Consider the following 16,774-nt stretch of genomic DNA (forward strand, 5'->3'; position numbering starts at 1 on the left):
TCAGCATACGGCTAAGACTCAACTCCAGCTGCCTGTGCCACCGCCAGCGCCGGTAACGGTGGAGACGGCACCCGACTGGAAGTGGCCCAATAGATTACTGTCGCCGTCGAAGAACAGAATGCTCAGATAGACTGGCGTACCCTGAAATTCGAAACTTACCGTATCACGATAGAGCCGTTCGAGATCTTTGGTATAGACATCCCCAAAGAGAGCGCCGCCGCCCGCTGAGGAGATGCCGCCAGCATTGCCATCGAAGGACTTGCCATCGGTGATGTTAACCTGAAACCTAAGATAGAAGATCAGGCTGGCTACGCTGCCAGTAGCAGGATAGGCCTTCTCGGAAGCCATCAAAGCGTCGGCAACGTCATCGATCTGCTCAGGCTCGAGTTTTTCATGCATGGCAACACGAAAGTCGTGGGCGATCAGTTTTTTATCAATGGTTTGAGGAGCATTGTTTTGAGGAACATTGCTTTGAGGAGCATTCATGGTTAGATACCTCATGCGGATGTTGTGAAATCGGCGGCCGGTCATCGACCGCGGCTTACCTGCCCTAAGCATTTCAGCTTAGATACTGCGCAGTCACAGCATCAGCTCGGCATCACCAATATTGCTAACAATAGCCACACGAAGTACAACGGATCACTTCGGTATCAGCTTCTCTTGCGCCCTTGGCAGCAACGAACTCTTGGAAGATCCTGGAGCAAACGACTGCATAAGGAGAATAACGATGGACACTTCAACGCTTCGGGTTGCCATTATCGGCGGCGGCGTCTCTGGCCTGTCACTGGCCTACTACCTTCAGAAGCTCGGTGGCAAAGCAGCCCAGCAGATAGAAATCACCCTATTCGAGCGCAAAGCCACGCTTGGCGGCAACGCCGAAACGGTGTGGGTCGACCTCGGCAATCGGCGGCAACCGGGCAAGCCCGAGTCGCCCTATCGGCGCTGGGCCGACCTGGGGGTCAATGATGTCAACTTGGCCACCTATCATCGCCTGCGCACGGTGCTTAGCGAGATCGGCGAGCTAGAGCGCATGAAGCCGCTAGAGAATACCGAGAGCTACTTCAGCCGTGACGGAGCGATAGCCCTGACCGATGATAGCGACTTGGCCCGCGGTGTCAGCGACCCCGCCCACGAGCTAAATCAGGCCGAAGGGGGCAAGCTAGCGCCGTTGATCACCGTGGTGCATCAAAGCGCCATCGACCTAGTGGAGAGTGGACGCATTACGCCCCACTATACGGTAGATGACTTCTTCGACAGCTGTGTCGCCACGCCTGTCGAGATGCTGGCAGCCGCAGCGGATCATTTGAAAATCACCATCGACTGGCAGGACCCGGCGCTACCAGCTCGGCTGGAACGCATCCGCCACACCATCTACTATCCACGCATATCGGCCATGTACTTCGCCGACGATCGCGGCCCGGGCGGTATGCCACTCCAAGCTCCCTTCGAGTATTACCGCATTCAGGAAGGTGGCTCGCCCCCGGACCGCCGCTACTTCGAGCATGGCTCCCAGCACTGGCTTGAGGCCTTGGCCGCTTATATCGCCAACCCCGAGACTCAGGGCCCAAGAGTCAAAATCTTGCGCGGCATCGACGTAGAGGCAAGGCTCTCGCCCCAGGGCGCAACGCTAGCCGAGCGTACCGCTTCAGGTGAACGCCGCTGGCAGGCAGATATTCTAATCATGGCCACCCATGCTGAAGATGCCCTGCCGATACTGACCTTTGGCGACGGCCTGACTGAGATCCAGCAAGGCCTTCAGCATATTCTTGGCAAGGTGCGCTACACCCGCAGCTTCAGCGTCTGTCACACCGCTGCAGCCCGCCTGCCACCCAATCGCAACCTATGGCGTACCTACAATATCGAAGTACGGAACCCTGAAGACACCTTCTTCCCCTACCGTATCGACTATGTAGCCAACCGCCACCAGAACGATGCAGAGAACAGTGATTACAATCAGGCAGGCCTGCCGCAGTACTTCGTCTCTCTGGTGGATGATCTCAACAAGATTCCCCACCGCGAGATGCTCGAGCGGCGCCCTTCGCCCCTGAACGACTCCATAGCCACTGAGCCAAACGAAGCTGGCTACCGAGACCGCTTGCCGCCACTGGGCAGCGCTCTGGAAGCCAAAGCCTGGACCCTGTTCAAGCACAATGTACTGGATGCCAACTGCCTGGAAGCTCAAGCGGAAATCGAGCGCTATAACCAAACCACCGCCCAAGGACGCTTCGAGGGAAACCAGAACGTATGCCCGCTGCTGTTTGCTGGCGGTTGGGCGCGCGGCGCGGGCCTTCAGGAGCAGTGCCTGGAACAGTCAGAGCATCTCATCGCCCTGCTGTTGGGGGATACCGGATCAACGTAAAGATAACGCGCGACGACTAGTAACGGCTGGCAGCCAGACAAGGCATCGTCATCAGCAGACCAGCCACTTCGCCCTGGCGCCAGCAATCCCGTAAAGCTTCCAGAGCGCTAGACTCGCCGTTCTCTTCGCAGCTCTCCGACCAAACAGCGTGAGCCTCAATCAGCGCTCGGTGATGCTCGCCCCAGGCACAGGGCTCCGCCGCCATCAGCTGGGTCAAGCGCTGGGCATAGTGGCGGGCTGCGGAAGGGCGATGGTCAAGCAAGCTAACCTCCGCCGCCGTGACCAAAAAACGGTAGCCGTTGTGCCCCACGCAGCCAGCATCCAGCAGCGCTTCACCCTGTTGCAGCGTCTCCAAGCGAGCCTCGGGATCCTCTTCCAACAGCGCCCGAGTGCCGAGCACCCAAGGGCCAATAAAGGCCGTCAGACGGTGCTGTTCCACCAACTGCCAAGCACGCTCGATACTGGCTCGCGCCTCAGCCTGTCGTCCGGTGATCAGCTCGATACGGGCACGGCTCTCCAACAGAAAGGCCTCGAAGCGCCCTGACCCCAGGCCGCGAGCCACTGCCAGCGCCTGTGTGACCTGCTCGTCGGCCGCATCGGGATTGCCCTGGGAAATCAGAACCCAGGACGCCGTTAGCCGAGCCACCACTTCAGCACGCCGATTGCCAACACGCTTGCCCAGCTCAGCAGCATCGAAACAGTCGGCCAACGCCGCCTCGGTCTCGTTAGCATAAAGACGAGCCGTACCCAGCATGAACAAATTAGAGGCCTCTAGGTCAGCGTGGCCGTGAGTTCGGCAGAGTGCCACACAGTGGTCGAAAAGCTCGTAGGTGCTGCGCATCTGCCCCTCGGCATAATGCGCATCGCCCAGCCCACTCAGGGCCTGGATTTCGGTATGCACATCGCCACCCAATCGGGCCTGCTCTAGTGCCCGAGTGTGGTAGGCCCGGCTGGTGGCAAAATCGCCCCGGGGGAAATAGAGATTACCTTTTAGATAAAGCACTTCAGCTAGGGGCAAAGGGTCTTTCAGCATCTCGGCCAGGGGCAACAGTCCATCGAGTATCGCTTCTTCTGCCTCTAGGGCATCGAGCATGTTCAGCACCCGGGCTAGCCAAAGATCCGCGGTAATGCGCTGACACTCCTCTCGGGCGAACGTGCGCGCCGTCTCGAAGTGCTCGCGAGCCGCCTGGATGCGCCCGGTCGCCATCGCCACTTGGCCTTGCAGCAGCACTAACCGGTACTCATCCTTCGGCGCATAATCGATGGCTCGGCATTGTCTCAGCAGCGCCATGGCTTCCTCATGCCGATAACGCAGCATTTCCGCTGCCACCGCCTCCAGGAACGCATTCGGTGCTTCCAGGGAACGTGCACGGTGAAGATGGCGCGCACGTAGCCCCAGTTCCGTTTCACCATAGAGCTCGGCCAGCCGGAGATGCAGGCGGTCGCGTTGTATTTTTGGAATCCCTTCGTAGATGCCCTGCAGAATCAGGTCATGCACAAAGCGATAGCTCCCCTCTTCCAGCGGGCGTACCAAACTGTAGCGCTGGGGGAGTTCAGGTCGATAATCGGCCTGCCCCACCACTTCCTGCAGCAACGCTAGGGAGAAGCGCTGCCCCATAACGGCGGCGACGCACATGGCCCGACGATCCAGATCGGTGAGCTGATCCAGCTTGGTCTGTACCAGATTAGCGAGGCTGGCTGGCAAGCTGCAGTGGGGATGAAACAGCAACAGTTGAGTCAGAAACAGCGGATTGCCCTGGGCCTGAGTGACAAGGCGGGAGGCATGCTCGGTGGGAACCGCTCCGAAGCTGGCTACCAGGGCCTCGGCCTCTTGGGGGCGCAATGGAGGAAGTTCGATCAGGGTTAGCGGCGACTCAGGCAACTGTGGCCTTAGACGGGTCTCTAGTGGGTCCTGCTCTAAGCGTGAGGTAAACAGCCAGATCACCGGCGCTTCCAGGGTCTCCTGGAGTAGCCCAGTCAGGGTTCCCAGCAGCGCCTCATCGGCCCAGTGAAGGTCTTCCACCACCAGCAATTGGGGGCGATGAATAGACCGCGCCAGGAGAGTGTCGCGCAGTGCCAGAACCAAACGCTGGCTGCGGGTCTCCGGGGTCATGGCCGCATAGAGACGCTGCGCATCCTCTGGCTGAGCCAGCCCCAGCAAGGGGCGCAGCAGCATGGCATGATCCACGGGCAAACGCAGCGCCGAAAGGCGAGCGAGCAGGCTCGCTTCGTCTATCGTTTCACCTTTCGTCTCATCGGACGTTTGAAGCAGCGAACGAGTCAGCTGCATCAACGGGCCTTCATCGGCACGCGTGCCGAAGTCCAACACCTCGGCCTGATGATGATCGGCATGCGCCGCCGCCATCTCGGCAAACTCGGCGCTGAGACGCGTCTTGCCGATGCCCGCCACGCCGCGAATATAGATCAGATGGCCAGCCTGATAGTCACAGGTACTCTCTAAAATGGCCTGCAGCTGCCCCAACTGCACCCGGCGCCCCACCAGTTCGAAGCGGGCCTCCTGAGATTCGTCTCGGGGATGGCAGTAGCGCAGCCAATCTCCGCCTTCATCATCGAAGATAAAGCGTTCCGCCAACTGCACCGCCACCCCGCGCTCAACCCAAACACCGCTCCGCTCCTCCGCTATCGAAGGGGGCGTAGCGGACGGCCATTGGCCAGCCTGGAGATATACGACCTTCGCCACTCCCTGTTCCACCAGGGTAGCGGCGCACAACAGGCCCCGCTGGGCATCGCTACGGTAAGCCCGGGGCAGCCCAAACAGGGCCGTCCCTTCTTCCGCCAGGCTGCCGCCGAAATGCTGAACCCAGGTCGCCAGGGTTGGCTGGTCAGCCACCACGGCATGCAATTGAATCAAGACACGCGCGCTTTCCATCTCCTCGCTATCAGCGGCAGGCACAGCGGCGGCCTCTTCCGCATCCACTGACAACGCCTCAACCTCGACGCCGTAGATCTCAGCCAAGTGGCGAGCGGTGCGATAAAGCACCGCCCGCCCACTCTCGGCCCGTTTAATCGAAGCAATAGAAACGCATAGGCGCTGGTCGAAGCAGTACTCGGCCAGCGCCTCCTGACTAAAGCCCAGCCGTTTGCGGTGCTGCTTCAAGCGCTGGCGATCCAGCCGCAAACGCCCATCTTGGGGAGCGATCATGATTGCCTTCCTTTCTCGAACACGCGGGAAATGTCGACCATGGCACTGCATCACGCTTTACATGAAAAATCGGCGTGCAAAGACTGGCTAGCTTTTGTGCAAGCCTATGGTTTTTTAGTATTAGATGGAACTAAGCCTAGCAGATTACGAGCTAGTGCAGAGCAAGCGGCACTAGTTTTGAGGAAAGATGAGCAGAAATACATAGACCTACCACCTCGCCCATTCAGCTCACAGGATGAGCCGATTATGGTTTATATTCGGCTCATAATATAGCCAGATACTAATTGGAATTTGGTAAAATAGAATCAGTAGCAGAAAAAGCTTGATGCAGCTATGGCTGACGGTCATGCGTAGCGTTAAAACCAACATTAAAGAGGCAATTAGATAGCCAAAAGACTCACCCCGTTTGTTATTGCCTATGATTTTGATGGTACTGAAGGCCGTTACTACACGATTTATCTTCTCGGCTGGCTCCCACTGGTGCTGCCCATTCTGGAGGTAATCCTGGTTATTCAGGGGCCTTCCAGGCCAGTCCAGGAAATCGGCGTATCGCATAAGATGATTTACGTTCTTTACGTGCAGATTTTACATATGCTGACGTGCGGGTATTCGTGGATTGGGTCATTGAACGCATACAACTTGCCGAGCCACGGTGGCAAATTAGCAATATCATTTAAAGGTTTGCGCTCGCCCCCCTGTTGTCCGGCATACGGCCTTTACCTAGGCAAAGCGATGCTTCGCAACGTGGGTACTACAGCTCACGGCTCCACACCTGACCGACAAGATCCTTGCCGAAGCTGTGATGGGGCGTTTCCTCAACCAGTTCGAAACCCGCCCTTTCATAGATTTTTCGCGCACCAATAAGAACGCTGTTGGTCCACAAGATGATTTTTTTATAGCCAGATTGGCGGGCGAATCTTAGGCATTCATCGACAAGACGGCCACCTATTCCAAGACCGCGGGCGCAGGGATCGACATAGAGTAACCGCAGCTTTGCGGTCGCTTCGTCCTCCCTAACGACGAACACGGAACCAACGACACTTCCTTGCTTCTCGACGACCCAGCACCGTTCCCATTGCGGGTCATAATCACGCAGATACTTGGCGACGATGTCTGCTGTCAGTGCTTCATATTCACTGTTCCAGCCGTACTCCTGGGCATAAAGAACCGCCTGCCGATGGACGATCCATCCCATATCGCCTGGCTGCGGGTCGCGCAGCAGGTAGTTCGAATCAGTATCGCCAAGCAGGCTCTCGATTTGATGCATAGCCTCGATCAACTGGTGTTGCTCAGGCTCCGAAAGCCGCTTGAGCATGGCAACAACTTCGCGCTGCGATGCATCACTCAACGGCAGGTAAGTTTCCCGCCCATGATCAGTCAATTGCAGTTGCGCCGCCCGGCGATCGGAGGGCAAGGGGATCCTGGTGATAAGCCCCTTCTTCTCGAAGCCTTTCAGCACCCGGCTCACGTAACCGGCATTGAGCCCCAGCTCCCGGCAAATATCCGAGCTGGTAAGCATCGGCCGATGCGCCAGCTCATACAGAATGCGAACCTCCGTTAACGAGAATGGGCTTTCCAGCAGATGCTCGTGCAGCACACCGATCTGACGCGTGTAGAAACGGTTGAAGCTTCGCACCGTTCCAGCTCGCTCATGCAAGCGTTGTTCTACGGCCATGAAGAGGCCTCCAATTAGTTGCCTTAAGCACATAATTAATTGCTTTTGGTAACCATGTCAACAAGATCTCATAAGAAACTACTGACAAAATAAATCAAGCTCTCTCGACTGCGCGACGCCCTGAATATCAAGCGCCACACATCTCCCAAACAGGCATCTCCCAAGCAAGCAACACTCAATGAACAAAAACCATCACCACCAGCACCATGGTCAGCAATAGCAGGTACACCCTGGCATGAAGACGATCAGGGATGCGCCCGATCCAGGTCGATGCCAGGCGGATTCCGAGCCATGAGCCCACTGCAAGTACCAGCAAGGCGCGCAGATCCACATAACCGGCATACCAGTCCCCCAACGCTGGGTGATTTGCCGACAGCAACACATACGTCGCGGTGCCACTCACCGCCATGGGCAACGACAACGGATTGGCCATGGCAGTAGCTGCCGTCATACTTGCGCCTCTACGGCGCATGAGCGGTACGGTCATCACACTGCCGCCAACGCCCAGCAAGGCGGCCACCGCACCAATCAATGTCCCCGTCATCGCCGTTACCCCACGCCCTATAGGACGCACATCACTCCCCGCCTGATGCAGAAAACCGGGTCGCAGAGCGGCATCCGCAATCGTGATGCCCAGATAGCCGATGAACGCCCAGCGCACCCACTCCCCGCTCAACGACACGGCAGCCGCCGCGCCAAGCACGGCGCCCACGGCGATATAGCCCACCAGCGGACGCACCAGGTGCCACTGCACGGTCTGCCGTAGATGGTGGCGCCATGTGGACAGGGAAGCAGCAAATACCATCAACGCCGTCGAGGTGGCCACCGCGATATGCATGGCCGCCTGACCGATACCACTATCCGGCCCATGGACGGAAATCAGCAGGGTATACAGCAAGGGAACCACCACAAACCCGCCACCGAAACCGAACAATACGGTGGTCACTCCCGCCACCCCGCCACAAAGTAGCAATACGCTATACACCGGCACTCTCCTGATGAAACGAAACAGCAGGCACTATATGCTGGCGAGGATTGGCCGACATTCGTCATTCGGACAACCATCAACGCGTTTCAGCCAGGTTAACGCTAATGCTCAATACACCTCTTTCAGATGTGGATCATGTAGCACGGCCCGTGGTGGCCATCGGCACTGACTACCGCCCCGGCACCCTCCTCGACTTTCATACCCATCGCCGTGCCCAGTTTCTCTATGGCATGACCGGCGTGATGGAAGTTAATACGGATGATGGCACCTGGATGGTGCCGCCATTCAGCGGCGTCTGGCTACCTGCGGGCAAGCGCCACCAAGTGCGCATGAACGGGGTGAGCACCCGAAGCCTGTATATCGAGCCCCACGTTGCGCCACGCACATCGCGCAACTGCGAGGTGCTAGTCGTGACGCCTCTCCTGCATCACCTGTTGCTGGCTTCCGCCCACATCCCCGCGCTCTATGACGAAAACGGCCGCGACGGTGCCCTGGCGCAACTACTCCTATACGAGCTGGAACAGGCTCAGGCCCTGCCACTGTTTGCCCCCCTGCCCCATGACCTTCCGCTCGCCCGCCTGTGCAGAGAGTTCCTCGGCCAGCCGAGCATTCACACTCTTCCTGAGGAGTGGGCGCGGCAGTTACATTGCAGTCAGCGCACCTTCAATCGCCTGTTCCGTCAGCAGACTGGACTCTCTTTTGGCCGATGGCGCCAACAGGCCTGCCTGATGGCAGCAATTCCCAGGCTACTTTCGGGCAGTTCCGTTACCCGAACCGCACTGGAACTCGGCTACGACAGCCCAGCCGCTTTCTCCAGTATGTTTCGCAAGGTGCTTGGTCAATCTCCCAGCGCTTTTGTTCGGGCGGCTAGTCGCCCGCCGGAGGAAGGCGGCGGTTCTGGCTTGGTTTGCTGTCGTAAATTTATGCAGCAGATGGGCAAGTAGATGAGGTATTCGGAGCCCTGCAGATAGTCCTTGTCGCTTATTTAATCACCCGGGACTCAACACATAGATAGGAAAGTATTACCTCGACCGCATGGGCACGCCGCTCAATCAACCAATCCGGGTCAGCCAGATCCTGCTCGAAGATGATGGATAGCGTGTCGCGTTGATTGATGTGAATGATTGATAGCGAAAGAATAGAAATGTAGAGCTGGGTAGGGTCTACAGCCGAGCGAAATAACCCTGCTGCTTCCCCTCGCTTTAGGGTATCCCGGATCATGCCTACGAGCGGCGTCGTTTGCTGGACGACTTTGCTCGATTTGCGCAGCATGCGCCCACCCAGCAAGTTCTCATTGCGCACCAGGCTGGTGAACTCGGGATGCTCGGCCATATGATCGAAGGTGAATTCGACCAGCGCGCGCATACCTGCAACGGGCTCGAGATAGCTTAAATTGAGTGCCTGCTCCTTGGCGCGCAACTCCTCATAGACTCGTTCGAGAACAGTCAGGTAAAGACCTTCCTTGTCATCGAAGTAGTGATACACCATGCGCACATTACAATCGGCTGCACGCACGATACGTTCCATGCGAGCACCATCGTAGCCGCGCTCGGAAAACTCTTGAGTCGCCGCTTGAAGCAGGCGCTCGCGTGTTTCATGAGCATTACGGCGGTTTTTTCCCCGGGTACGGGCACTCTGTTTCACATCGAGCGTATCGCTTTTTGTCATGTACACATCCTTGTTTCTATTGGTGCTATAGCCCTAACGCGATGCCATCGCTGCGAGGGTCATGAGCAGCGTAAAAGCCTTTCGCCGGGTCGATAACGACCGCGCCGGGGTGGCCAGCCAGGGCACTTTGAACGGGTAGCGGGCTCATCTGATGACCACGCCGGGTCAATTCAGCGAAAATAGCATCTCCCGCATCCTGCTCAAGTTTTAGCGTGTCACGTCCATCGGAAAAGGTTCGCCCCAGTAGGAAGCGCGGCGCTTTAAGCGCACTGAGCGGATCCATGCCGTAGTCTATCAAGCGCGTCAGCACGGCAGCGAGGGTTTGCGGCTGTCCATCTGCTCCTTGAGTACCGTAAAGTAAACGAGGCTTTCCATCGACACGATACATACCCGGGTTAAGGGTATGAAAAGGACGCTTTCCAGGGGCAAGCGCATTCGGATGAGCAGGATCAAGACTGAACGCGGCACCACGGTTATGCCACAAAATCCCCGTATCACCGACACTGACACCACTGCCCCAGTCGTAATAAATCGTCTGCAGCATGGAGACGGCATTACCGAAACGATCAGCTGCCGCCAGATAAACTGTGTCGCCATGCTGATAAGCAAAGGGCCAATCCAATGCTTTCCCCGCCTCCACTTTTGCCGCTTCAGCATCAAGATGAGCAGGCGATAACAACCTTTCACAAGGCACCGACGCGAAATCGGGATCAGCCAGGTAGCTATTACGATCCAGGAAAGCGCGCTTTACCGCCTCCACCAGCAGATGGTAATAATCGGCGCTGCCCTCTTCGATCCTGGAGAGGTCAAAACGCGCCAGGATACCCATTATCTCTAGTGTCGTCATACCCTGGGTTGGGGGGCGATGGGCCAGCAGCTCGCCACCACGGTAGGGAACAGACAACGGCTTTTCTACTCGTGCTCGGGTAGCCGCCAAATCAGTGGCCGTGAGTGGAGACCCTACTGCTGCCAGTCCAGCGGCGATTTTCTTCCCCAACTGCCCTTCATAGAAGTCCCGGTAGCCGTGGGTCGCAATGGACTGCAGTGAAGCGGCCAGCTGTGGCTGGTACAGTTTTTCACCCTCATGGGGAATCTTCCCGCCTGGCATAAAGTGCTCTCGCACGCCTGGCATCATCGACAGCTCATCGCTACGAAAATCAAGCCAGAAGCGCTGCGATGGCGTTATCGGGAAGCCTTCCCTCGCTAGCTGTATCGCTGGCTCCATCAGCGCTGCCCAGCCAATTTGGCCGCCACAGTTCTGACGGGAAATCTCATGCGCCTGCCCCCAGGTATCAACCGTGGCAGCCGTGGTTAACATGGAACCTGGCCCTCTCGTAGGCAATTGGCCAGACAGTTCCAACTTGGCCTGTGGTGCCTGACCAATGCCTGACAGGGTTCGCACACCACCGCTTGCATCCGCAATGATCATGAAGGCATCGCCGCCAAGCCCGGTAAAATGCGGATACGTCACTGACAGACAAGCCCCCATGGTGATGGCAGCCTCAACCGCATTGCCTCCTTGACGAAGTACCTCACGACCCGCCTCTGTTGCCAACGTATGTGGACTGGTCACCACCCCCTCATGGGAATGCGCCAGCGCTGATGAAGTTAAACTAATAGACATTGCTACCATCCTTATTCGGGCTGTTTAGCCGCCATACACCACACTGGGTAGCCACATACTGATCGCAGGAATATAGGTCAGCAAAATCAAGGCAAACAGAGCAATGCCAATAAAGGGCAAGGCACCACGTACCGCCTGGACGTAATCGACGCCGTTGATAGTGCCCGCCACGAACAGGTTGAGGCCGAACGGCGGCGTAAACATACCAATCGCCCCATTCACGGTCAGTACTGCCCCCAGGTGGACAGGATCAATACCAACGCGCATGCCCACCGTGTAAAACAGGGGAGCGAGAATCACCATGATGGAGGAAGCATCAAGGAACATGCCGGCGACCAGTACCGTCACATTGATCAGCAGGAAGATATGGTACGGATTGTCGGATAACGACAGGATAGCGTTGGCCAACATGGCCGCTAGCCCATTACTGGAAAGAAACCACGCCAGAACCGAGGCAGCAGCGAGAATAATCATTACCTGAGCCGTTGTGGTCGCCGCTTCAATCATGCTTTGGAATAGCTCTGCAAAGCTCTTCTCACGATAAATCAGGGCTGAGACCAACAGGGCATAGATCACCGATACAGCGGCGGCTTCAGTGGGCGTAAAGATACCCAGGTAAATCCCACCCAAGACGACGAGAGGAACCCCTAACCCCCACGAAGCATCTTTGAATCCTGCTAAAACCTCGCCCCAACTGGGCGGCTCCACGGGAGTGACACCGTCCTTTTTGGCGCGATACCAACAGTAAGGCAATAAGCATGCTGCATATAATAAACCGGCGCCCACCCCCGCCATGAACAGCGCACCCACTGACACACCAGTGACAGCCGCGTAGACGATCATTACAACCGAAGGGGGAATGATGATGCCCAATGAACCGGCAGACACCAGCACGCCAATCGAAAATTGACCGGAATATCCTTCCTTGCGCATGGCCGGATAGAGCAATGAGCCCACCGAAACCACCGTGGCCGGGCTAGATCCGGAAATAGCGCCAAAAAACATACTCGCTGATACCGCCGTCATCCCCATACCACCGGTAAAACGCCCCACCAACAAGTTGGCCAAGCGGATGATACGCTGCGATAACCCACCCGCACTCATCAAACTACCAGTGAGAATAAAAAAGGGTATCGCCATCAATGGAAACTTATCCAACCCAGCAAACAAGCGCTCGGCAACAATGGTCAACGGAATATGGCTAAAACTCCCCATCGCCACCGTGACGGAACCCGCCAACGCAATAAAGATGGGCGTTCCCACTAACATCAAAACAGCTAATAGAACCAGGAAGGTGATGACCATATTCTTATCCAATTTGATCAAGGTGGGCAGAGGATTGCTCTCGACCAAGCAACGTCCGGAAGAAATGCTGGGTAAAGCGAATGCCCATTAAGAGAGCGCCCACTGGAATGGCCAACTGAACGATCCACATAGGCGCCTGAAGAGCAGAGCTCACCTGACCGAACCGATGGGTTTGCTCAGTTAACTGGATACCGTAAACCACCAGGAAGAGGCAGAAAGCGATAGAAACCGCATGAACTAGCAACTCTATCCATTTCGCCATAAGGGGAGGACTAAACCTGCGTAGAATATCGATCCCAATATGAATCCCTTGCCGTGCAGCAACGCTCGCGCCAAGCAGCACCATCCATACAATTTGGTAACGCACCAGCTCCTCAGCCCATGAAAAACCATCGTTAAACACGTAGCGTGCAATGACGTTGGCGAAAAGAATGAACGAGGCGGACAAAATCAGCAGACCAATCAAGACCTCCTCGGCACGCGATATTAGGCGATCAAGTTTGCGCATAGCGGACTCCACCAGCGATGAAAACAATGGGGAAGGAAAGGGCTATCGGGATCACCGATCAGCCCTTTAATGGGTGAAGCGCTACTATTCAGCATCAGCAATGGCTTGCTGGAATTCCGCCATTAGATCTGCGCCAATTTCATTGGCAAACTCATCGTGCACCGACGCTGTCGACTCTCTGAAAGCCGTCAGTTGGGCATCATCCAGTGTGCTCACGTTAGTGCCACTTGCTTCGATAGTGGCAATGTAGCCCGTTTCACGGCGGGCGGTTTCTTCACGCTGGAATGCGGTGGTTTCACGTGCAGCGTCCGTCAATAGCGCCTGATTCTCAGGGCTTAAGCTATCGAACCAACTCTGGCTAAACAGAAATGCATAGGCTAGATAAGCGTGGTTGCTGATAACCACATCCGACTGCACTTCATAAAATTTCATTTGTGTAATCGATACCAGCGGATTTTCCTGGCAGTCGACAATGCGTTGCTGCAGCGCGTTGTAAGTTTCACCGAAGGCAATCGGTACCGGGTTAGCGCCCATCGCTTTAAACTGTTCCATGATGATAGGGCTTTGCATCACGCGTACCTTTTGGCCTGCGAAATCCTCCGGGCCATTAACGGGCTGGTCACAGGTAAATTGCTTAAAACCACTTTCCCAGAACGTCACCCCCTTCAGCCCCACCTGCTCTACCGTCGCCAAGAGGTCATCACCAGCCTGCCCATCCAGAACGGTGTGGGCGATATCGGGAGATGGGAACAAGAAAGGCAGATCGACGATCTGCATGGCGGGAACGAAGCCCGATAACTTGGCGGTCGGAATAATCGCTGCTTCCACAGCCCCCATCTGCAACTGTTGGGTGACTTCGACATCATCACCGAGTGTGTTATTAGGGAAAATTTCTACTGAAATCTCACCACCACTACGCTCAGCCACCATGTCCCTGAAGCGCTCAGCCGCCAGGTGCTGTGCGCTATCTTCAGGCAAATCATGGTGAAACTTGATATTAATATCGGCGCTTGCCATACCAGTATGTGCCAAAGCACCCAACGCGAAACTACAAGCGAGGGCCTTCAGCTTCATGTTCTTAAATTGCTTTTTCATGGTGTGATCCTTGCCATTGCGCCCATTCAGAAAACACTCTTCATGGAGCGAGTTAAGTAACTATTTACTTACTTAAAGAAAAAGCAATTATCATGCCACCTTGAAACATGAGAGATTCTGCGGGTTGTTGAACGTATCTATGCATAAATTCGCACCAACTTTGTGCTAAAGGGCTCAATATGGTGCGAATTTATTCGGGGCCTGATGCCACCCATCAAGCCATCGTCCTCTTAGTCAATTCTTGGCAGGATCGGGCCGGGAGCTCTTTGCCGCCCGGCAGTGTTTGAACAGCTTTTGCATCGAGGGCTTGGGGGTCGAACAGAGCGCGCTACTTGAAGGCTTTGAGGCCGCGCGCAGTTACTCCGTTAAAAAGACGGCCAGTGGTGCTATTCCCAAATATACATGAGCCGATTGCATCATCTATTCAGATCATCTTATGAGCCGAATAAGGTTTATATTCGGCTCATGGGCTAGTCGGAGGGTATGTTGGGGTAAGAAGAATGGGTTAAGCAATTAAAGTGCCCAGCAGACCGCACCAGTTAGGCTTCAAAAGGGTTAATGACGTCCACATTGGCTGCCTCAAAAGGAGCCATATCTCTGGAGGCGACTTGATAGCCTTGTGATACGGCAATAGCAGCAATGTAGCCATCCGGCACAGGAAAACCACGCCCGGCGGTTCTGGCTGTCACGGCTAGCTCTGCATACTTGCGAGCGGCGTCAACGTCAAAGGACAAAATCCGCCCTCTGAACAACTCCACAAGGCCGCCCAAGGTCTCGCTCAACATGTCCTTGCGCTTCCCGTTGGGCAGCGCCGCAATACCAAATAACAACTCTGCAAGTGTGACACTAGACAGGTATAACGTTTCAGCCGACTGCTCATTAAGCCAAGCTCTGACGGCTGGATCAGGCTCGGGTTTCATCGCCTCGGAAACGACATTGGTATCCAGAACGATCATTCAAACCTCATCGGTTCAGCAGGCGTCTTGTCACGCACCTTTTCAAAGACCGCTACGTCTTCATTGGTCAACCCGATCTTGCGACCCAAATCAGCCAGGGCATCACCCATTTTGAGGCGACTTTCTGGCCGTGTGATCTCTTCCAGGATGGCCCGCACCTCAGCCTCGGCGCTGCGGTGATTCTGCTTGGCTCGCGCTTTTAGTGCATTGTGTACTTCGTCAGGAATGCTTCTAATAGTCATCATGCCCATAGCCCAAACTCCTATTGCATGTGGTAAGCGCAGCTGCGCTCCAACTGCATTCAGTATAGTATACTGGATGCAAAAGGCAAGCACTTGCAACACTGCTTTTCAGAAGTAACGTGTACTTTAAGGATATTTTGCAACCGCAAAGCGATGCCTGCATAACTAATCCCGTGGAGAACACTCCCGCACCAATTGCTGACATATTTGGTCAAGAGGCTGCTTTTGTGGCCAAAAGACAATCAGATTATGGTCACACCGGCTTCTTTGCTGAGCGGGTACTACTGATCCGCCAAAACGGCTATTCATTACTGACTATGAACCATTGCATCAGGTTATTTCATGGCATGGGGAATGTCTGCCATCCTCAGCAGCCAAATACAGAAAGGGCAGTCACTTGGACTGCCCTTTCGTTTTATGTGTGAAGCGGGAATACGTAAATGAAAGCACGGATCAGCGCTGACCTTCAGTGCGCAGCTTTGCCACTTCATCTAGCGCCAAGCCTATCGCTTCAGCAATCTGCTCATCACTCTACACCTCACGCAGCCAACCCAATAATGCCTCGCTGCCTGGGCGCTGAGGTGCGCCTTGACGTGTGTATAGGACAATAGCATCGTGCTGAGGCGATGGGTGTCCGGAATCAGTGAACCACTACATAAAGCAGTTTAGTGTCGTAAGGTTGGCGCGGATCCTTGTGTAAACCAACTACTCGCTAACCAATGAAATCGGATGGGCAAAAAGTTATTATCCAGCTAAATAATTTTTCTACCGAATTCATGCACTTTTATATCCTCTCACTGGACACTCTATGCATAACCTATGGATTCCCGTCGTCGCCATTTTCGTCGTTGCTGGCCTGGTATTCGGTAACCAGGCCTATTCTGAGGCCCAGCGTGATGCCCACATCGCCGCGACTATATCTGAACGCCTCGACAGCCAGGCACCGGCCGAAATTTCCCACTTGACGCAAGTCAATAAGGGCTATGGGGTGTGCGGCGACTATGAGCTTTCAAGCGCCGAGTCCGGTCGTTTCTACTACAATCACGCCACCAAGCGCCTAGCGTTGGGTACCGATGCTCCGCTGTATCACGACAACTGCGAGGGCGTCTCTGACTGACCCCTTAGAACCTGTTCACGATCTTTTCAGCAGTAAAGTGATTGCGCACAAACCCCATGCCCCTCCTCACGCAG

General features: G+C 55.6%; 15 protein-coding genes. 4 read left to right on the forward strand and 11 right to left on the reverse strand.

The genetic code is table 11. The features are described from left to right. Window positions 1–18: 18 nt before the first annotated feature. Window positions 19–486 (reverse strand): VapA/VapB family virulence-associated protein, encoded by a 468-nt coding sequence (locus HZS52_RS24025; protein WP_101148383.1) that lies wholly within the window; start codon window positions 484–486, stop codon window positions 19–21. A gap of 241 nt (window positions 487–727) precedes the next feature. Between HZS52_RS24025 and HZS52_RS24030 the strand changes: the two genes are divergently transcribed. After that, entirely contained in the window at window positions 728–2,359 is a 1,632-nt protein-coding gene (locus HZS52_RS24030) for an FAD-dependent oxidoreductase (RefSeq protein ID WP_223828019.1), read from the forward strand. A 16-nt stretch (window positions 2,360–2,375) separates the two neighbouring features. Here HZS52_RS24030 and HZS52_RS24035 read toward each other — a convergent pair whose 3' ends face one another. The 3 genes from HZS52_RS24035 to HZS52_RS24045 all read right to left on the reverse strand — a co-directional run bounded on the left by HZS52_RS24035 (window position 2,376) and on the right by HZS52_RS24045 (window position 8,182). Continuing rightward, window positions 2,376–5,522 (reverse strand): ATP-binding protein, encoded by a 3,147-nt coding sequence (locus HZS52_RS24035; RefSeq protein ID WP_190373902.1) that lies wholly within the window; start codon window positions 5,520–5,522, stop codon window positions 2,376–2,378. A gap of 751 nt (window positions 5,523–6,273) precedes the next feature. After that, window positions 6,274–7,197 (reverse strand): bifunctional helix-turn-helix transcriptional regulator/GNAT family N-acetyltransferase, encoded by a 924-nt coding sequence (locus HZS52_RS24040; RefSeq protein ID WP_223828020.1) that lies wholly within the window; start codon window positions 7,195–7,197, stop codon window positions 6,274–6,276. Window positions 7,198–7,372: 175 nt separating this feature from the next. Next, window positions 7,373–8,182, reverse strand: coding sequence for a sulfite exporter TauE/SafE family protein (locus HZS52_RS24045; RefSeq protein WP_022519736.1), 810 nt, complete (start codon window positions 8,180–8,182; stop codon window positions 7,373–7,375). A gap of 107 nt (window positions 8,183–8,289) precedes the next feature. Between HZS52_RS24045 and HZS52_RS24050 the strand changes: the two genes are divergently transcribed. Further along, window positions 8,290–9,129: an AraC family transcriptional regulator gene (locus tag HZS52_RS24050; protein WP_022519735.1), complete on the forward strand. Its 840-nt coding sequence runs from the start codon at window positions 8,290–8,292 to the stop codon at window positions 9,127–9,129. A 37-nt stretch (window positions 9,130–9,166) separates the two neighbouring features. On the opposite strand, the gene HZS52_RS24055 is transcribed toward HZS52_RS24050, so the two are convergent. The 7 genes from HZS52_RS24055 to HZS52_RS24085 all read right to left on the reverse strand — a co-directional run bounded on the left by HZS52_RS24055 (window position 9,167) and on the right by HZS52_RS24085 (window position 15,592). Beyond that, complete coding sequence (locus tag HZS52_RS24055; RefSeq protein WP_022519734.1) at window positions 9,167–9,853, reverse strand: TetR/AcrR family transcriptional regulator; 687 nt, start codon at window positions 9,851–9,853, stop codon at window positions 9,167–9,169. 25 nt (window positions 9,854–9,878) lie between these two features. After that, complete coding sequence (gene ggt, locus HZS52_RS24060) at window positions 9,879–11,477, reverse strand: gamma-glutamyltransferase (protein ID WP_223828021.1); 1,599 nt, start codon at window positions 11,475–11,477, stop codon at window positions 9,879–9,881. Between the two features lie 24 nt (window positions 11,478–11,501). Further along, window positions 11,502–12,782: a TRAP transporter large permease gene (locus tag HZS52_RS24065; protein WP_190373905.1), complete on the reverse strand. Its 1,281-nt coding sequence runs from the start codon at window positions 12,780–12,782 to the stop codon at window positions 11,502–11,504. 4 nt (window positions 12,783–12,786) lie between these two features. Further along, complete coding sequence (locus HZS52_RS24070; protein ID WP_190373906.1) at window positions 12,787–13,290, reverse strand: TRAP transporter small permease; 504 nt, start codon at window positions 13,288–13,290, stop codon at window positions 12,787–12,789. Between the two features lie 84 nt (window positions 13,291–13,374). Further along, a complete protein-coding gene (locus tag HZS52_RS24075; RefSeq protein ID WP_035576900.1) occupies window positions 13,375–14,385 on the reverse strand; it encodes a TRAP transporter substrate-binding protein in 1,011 nt (336 codons plus the stop codon). Between the two features lie 539 nt (window positions 14,386–14,924). Beyond that, window positions 14,925–15,341, reverse strand: coding sequence for a type II toxin-antitoxin system VapC family toxin (locus HZS52_RS24080; RefSeq protein ID WP_022519783.1), 417 nt, complete (start codon window positions 15,339–15,341; stop codon window positions 14,925–14,927). After that, on the reverse strand, window positions 15,338–15,592 hold the full coding sequence (locus HZS52_RS24085) for a FitA-like ribbon-helix-helix domain-containing protein (protein ID WP_022519784.1): 255 nt from the start codon (window positions 15,590–15,592) through the stop codon (window positions 15,338–15,340). Before HZS52_RS24085 ends, HZS52_RS24080 begins: the two co-directional genes overlap by 4 nt. Before the next feature lie 110 nt (window positions 15,593–15,702). Here HZS52_RS24085 and HZS52_RS24090 point away from each other — a divergent pair, with 110 nt between their 5' ends. Together HZS52_RS24090 and HZS52_RS24095 are read left to right on the forward strand one after the other, a co-directional pair. Then, window positions 15,703–16,008, forward strand: a complete 306-nt coding sequence (locus tag HZS52_RS24090; protein WP_022519785.1) for a hypothetical protein — start codon at window positions 15,703–15,705, stop codon at window positions 16,006–16,008. Between the two features lie 383 nt (window positions 16,009–16,391). Continuing rightward, window positions 16,392–16,700, forward strand: a complete 309-nt coding sequence (locus tag HZS52_RS24095) for a hypothetical protein (protein WP_190373907.1) — start codon at window positions 16,392–16,394, stop codon at window positions 16,698–16,700. The last annotated feature ends 74 nt before the right edge of the window (window positions 16,701–16,774 follow it).

The organism is Vreelandella titanicae (assembly GCF_014697095.1).
GTDB lineage: Bacteria > Pseudomonadota > Gammaproteobacteria > Pseudomonadales > Halomonadaceae > Vreelandella > Vreelandella titanicae.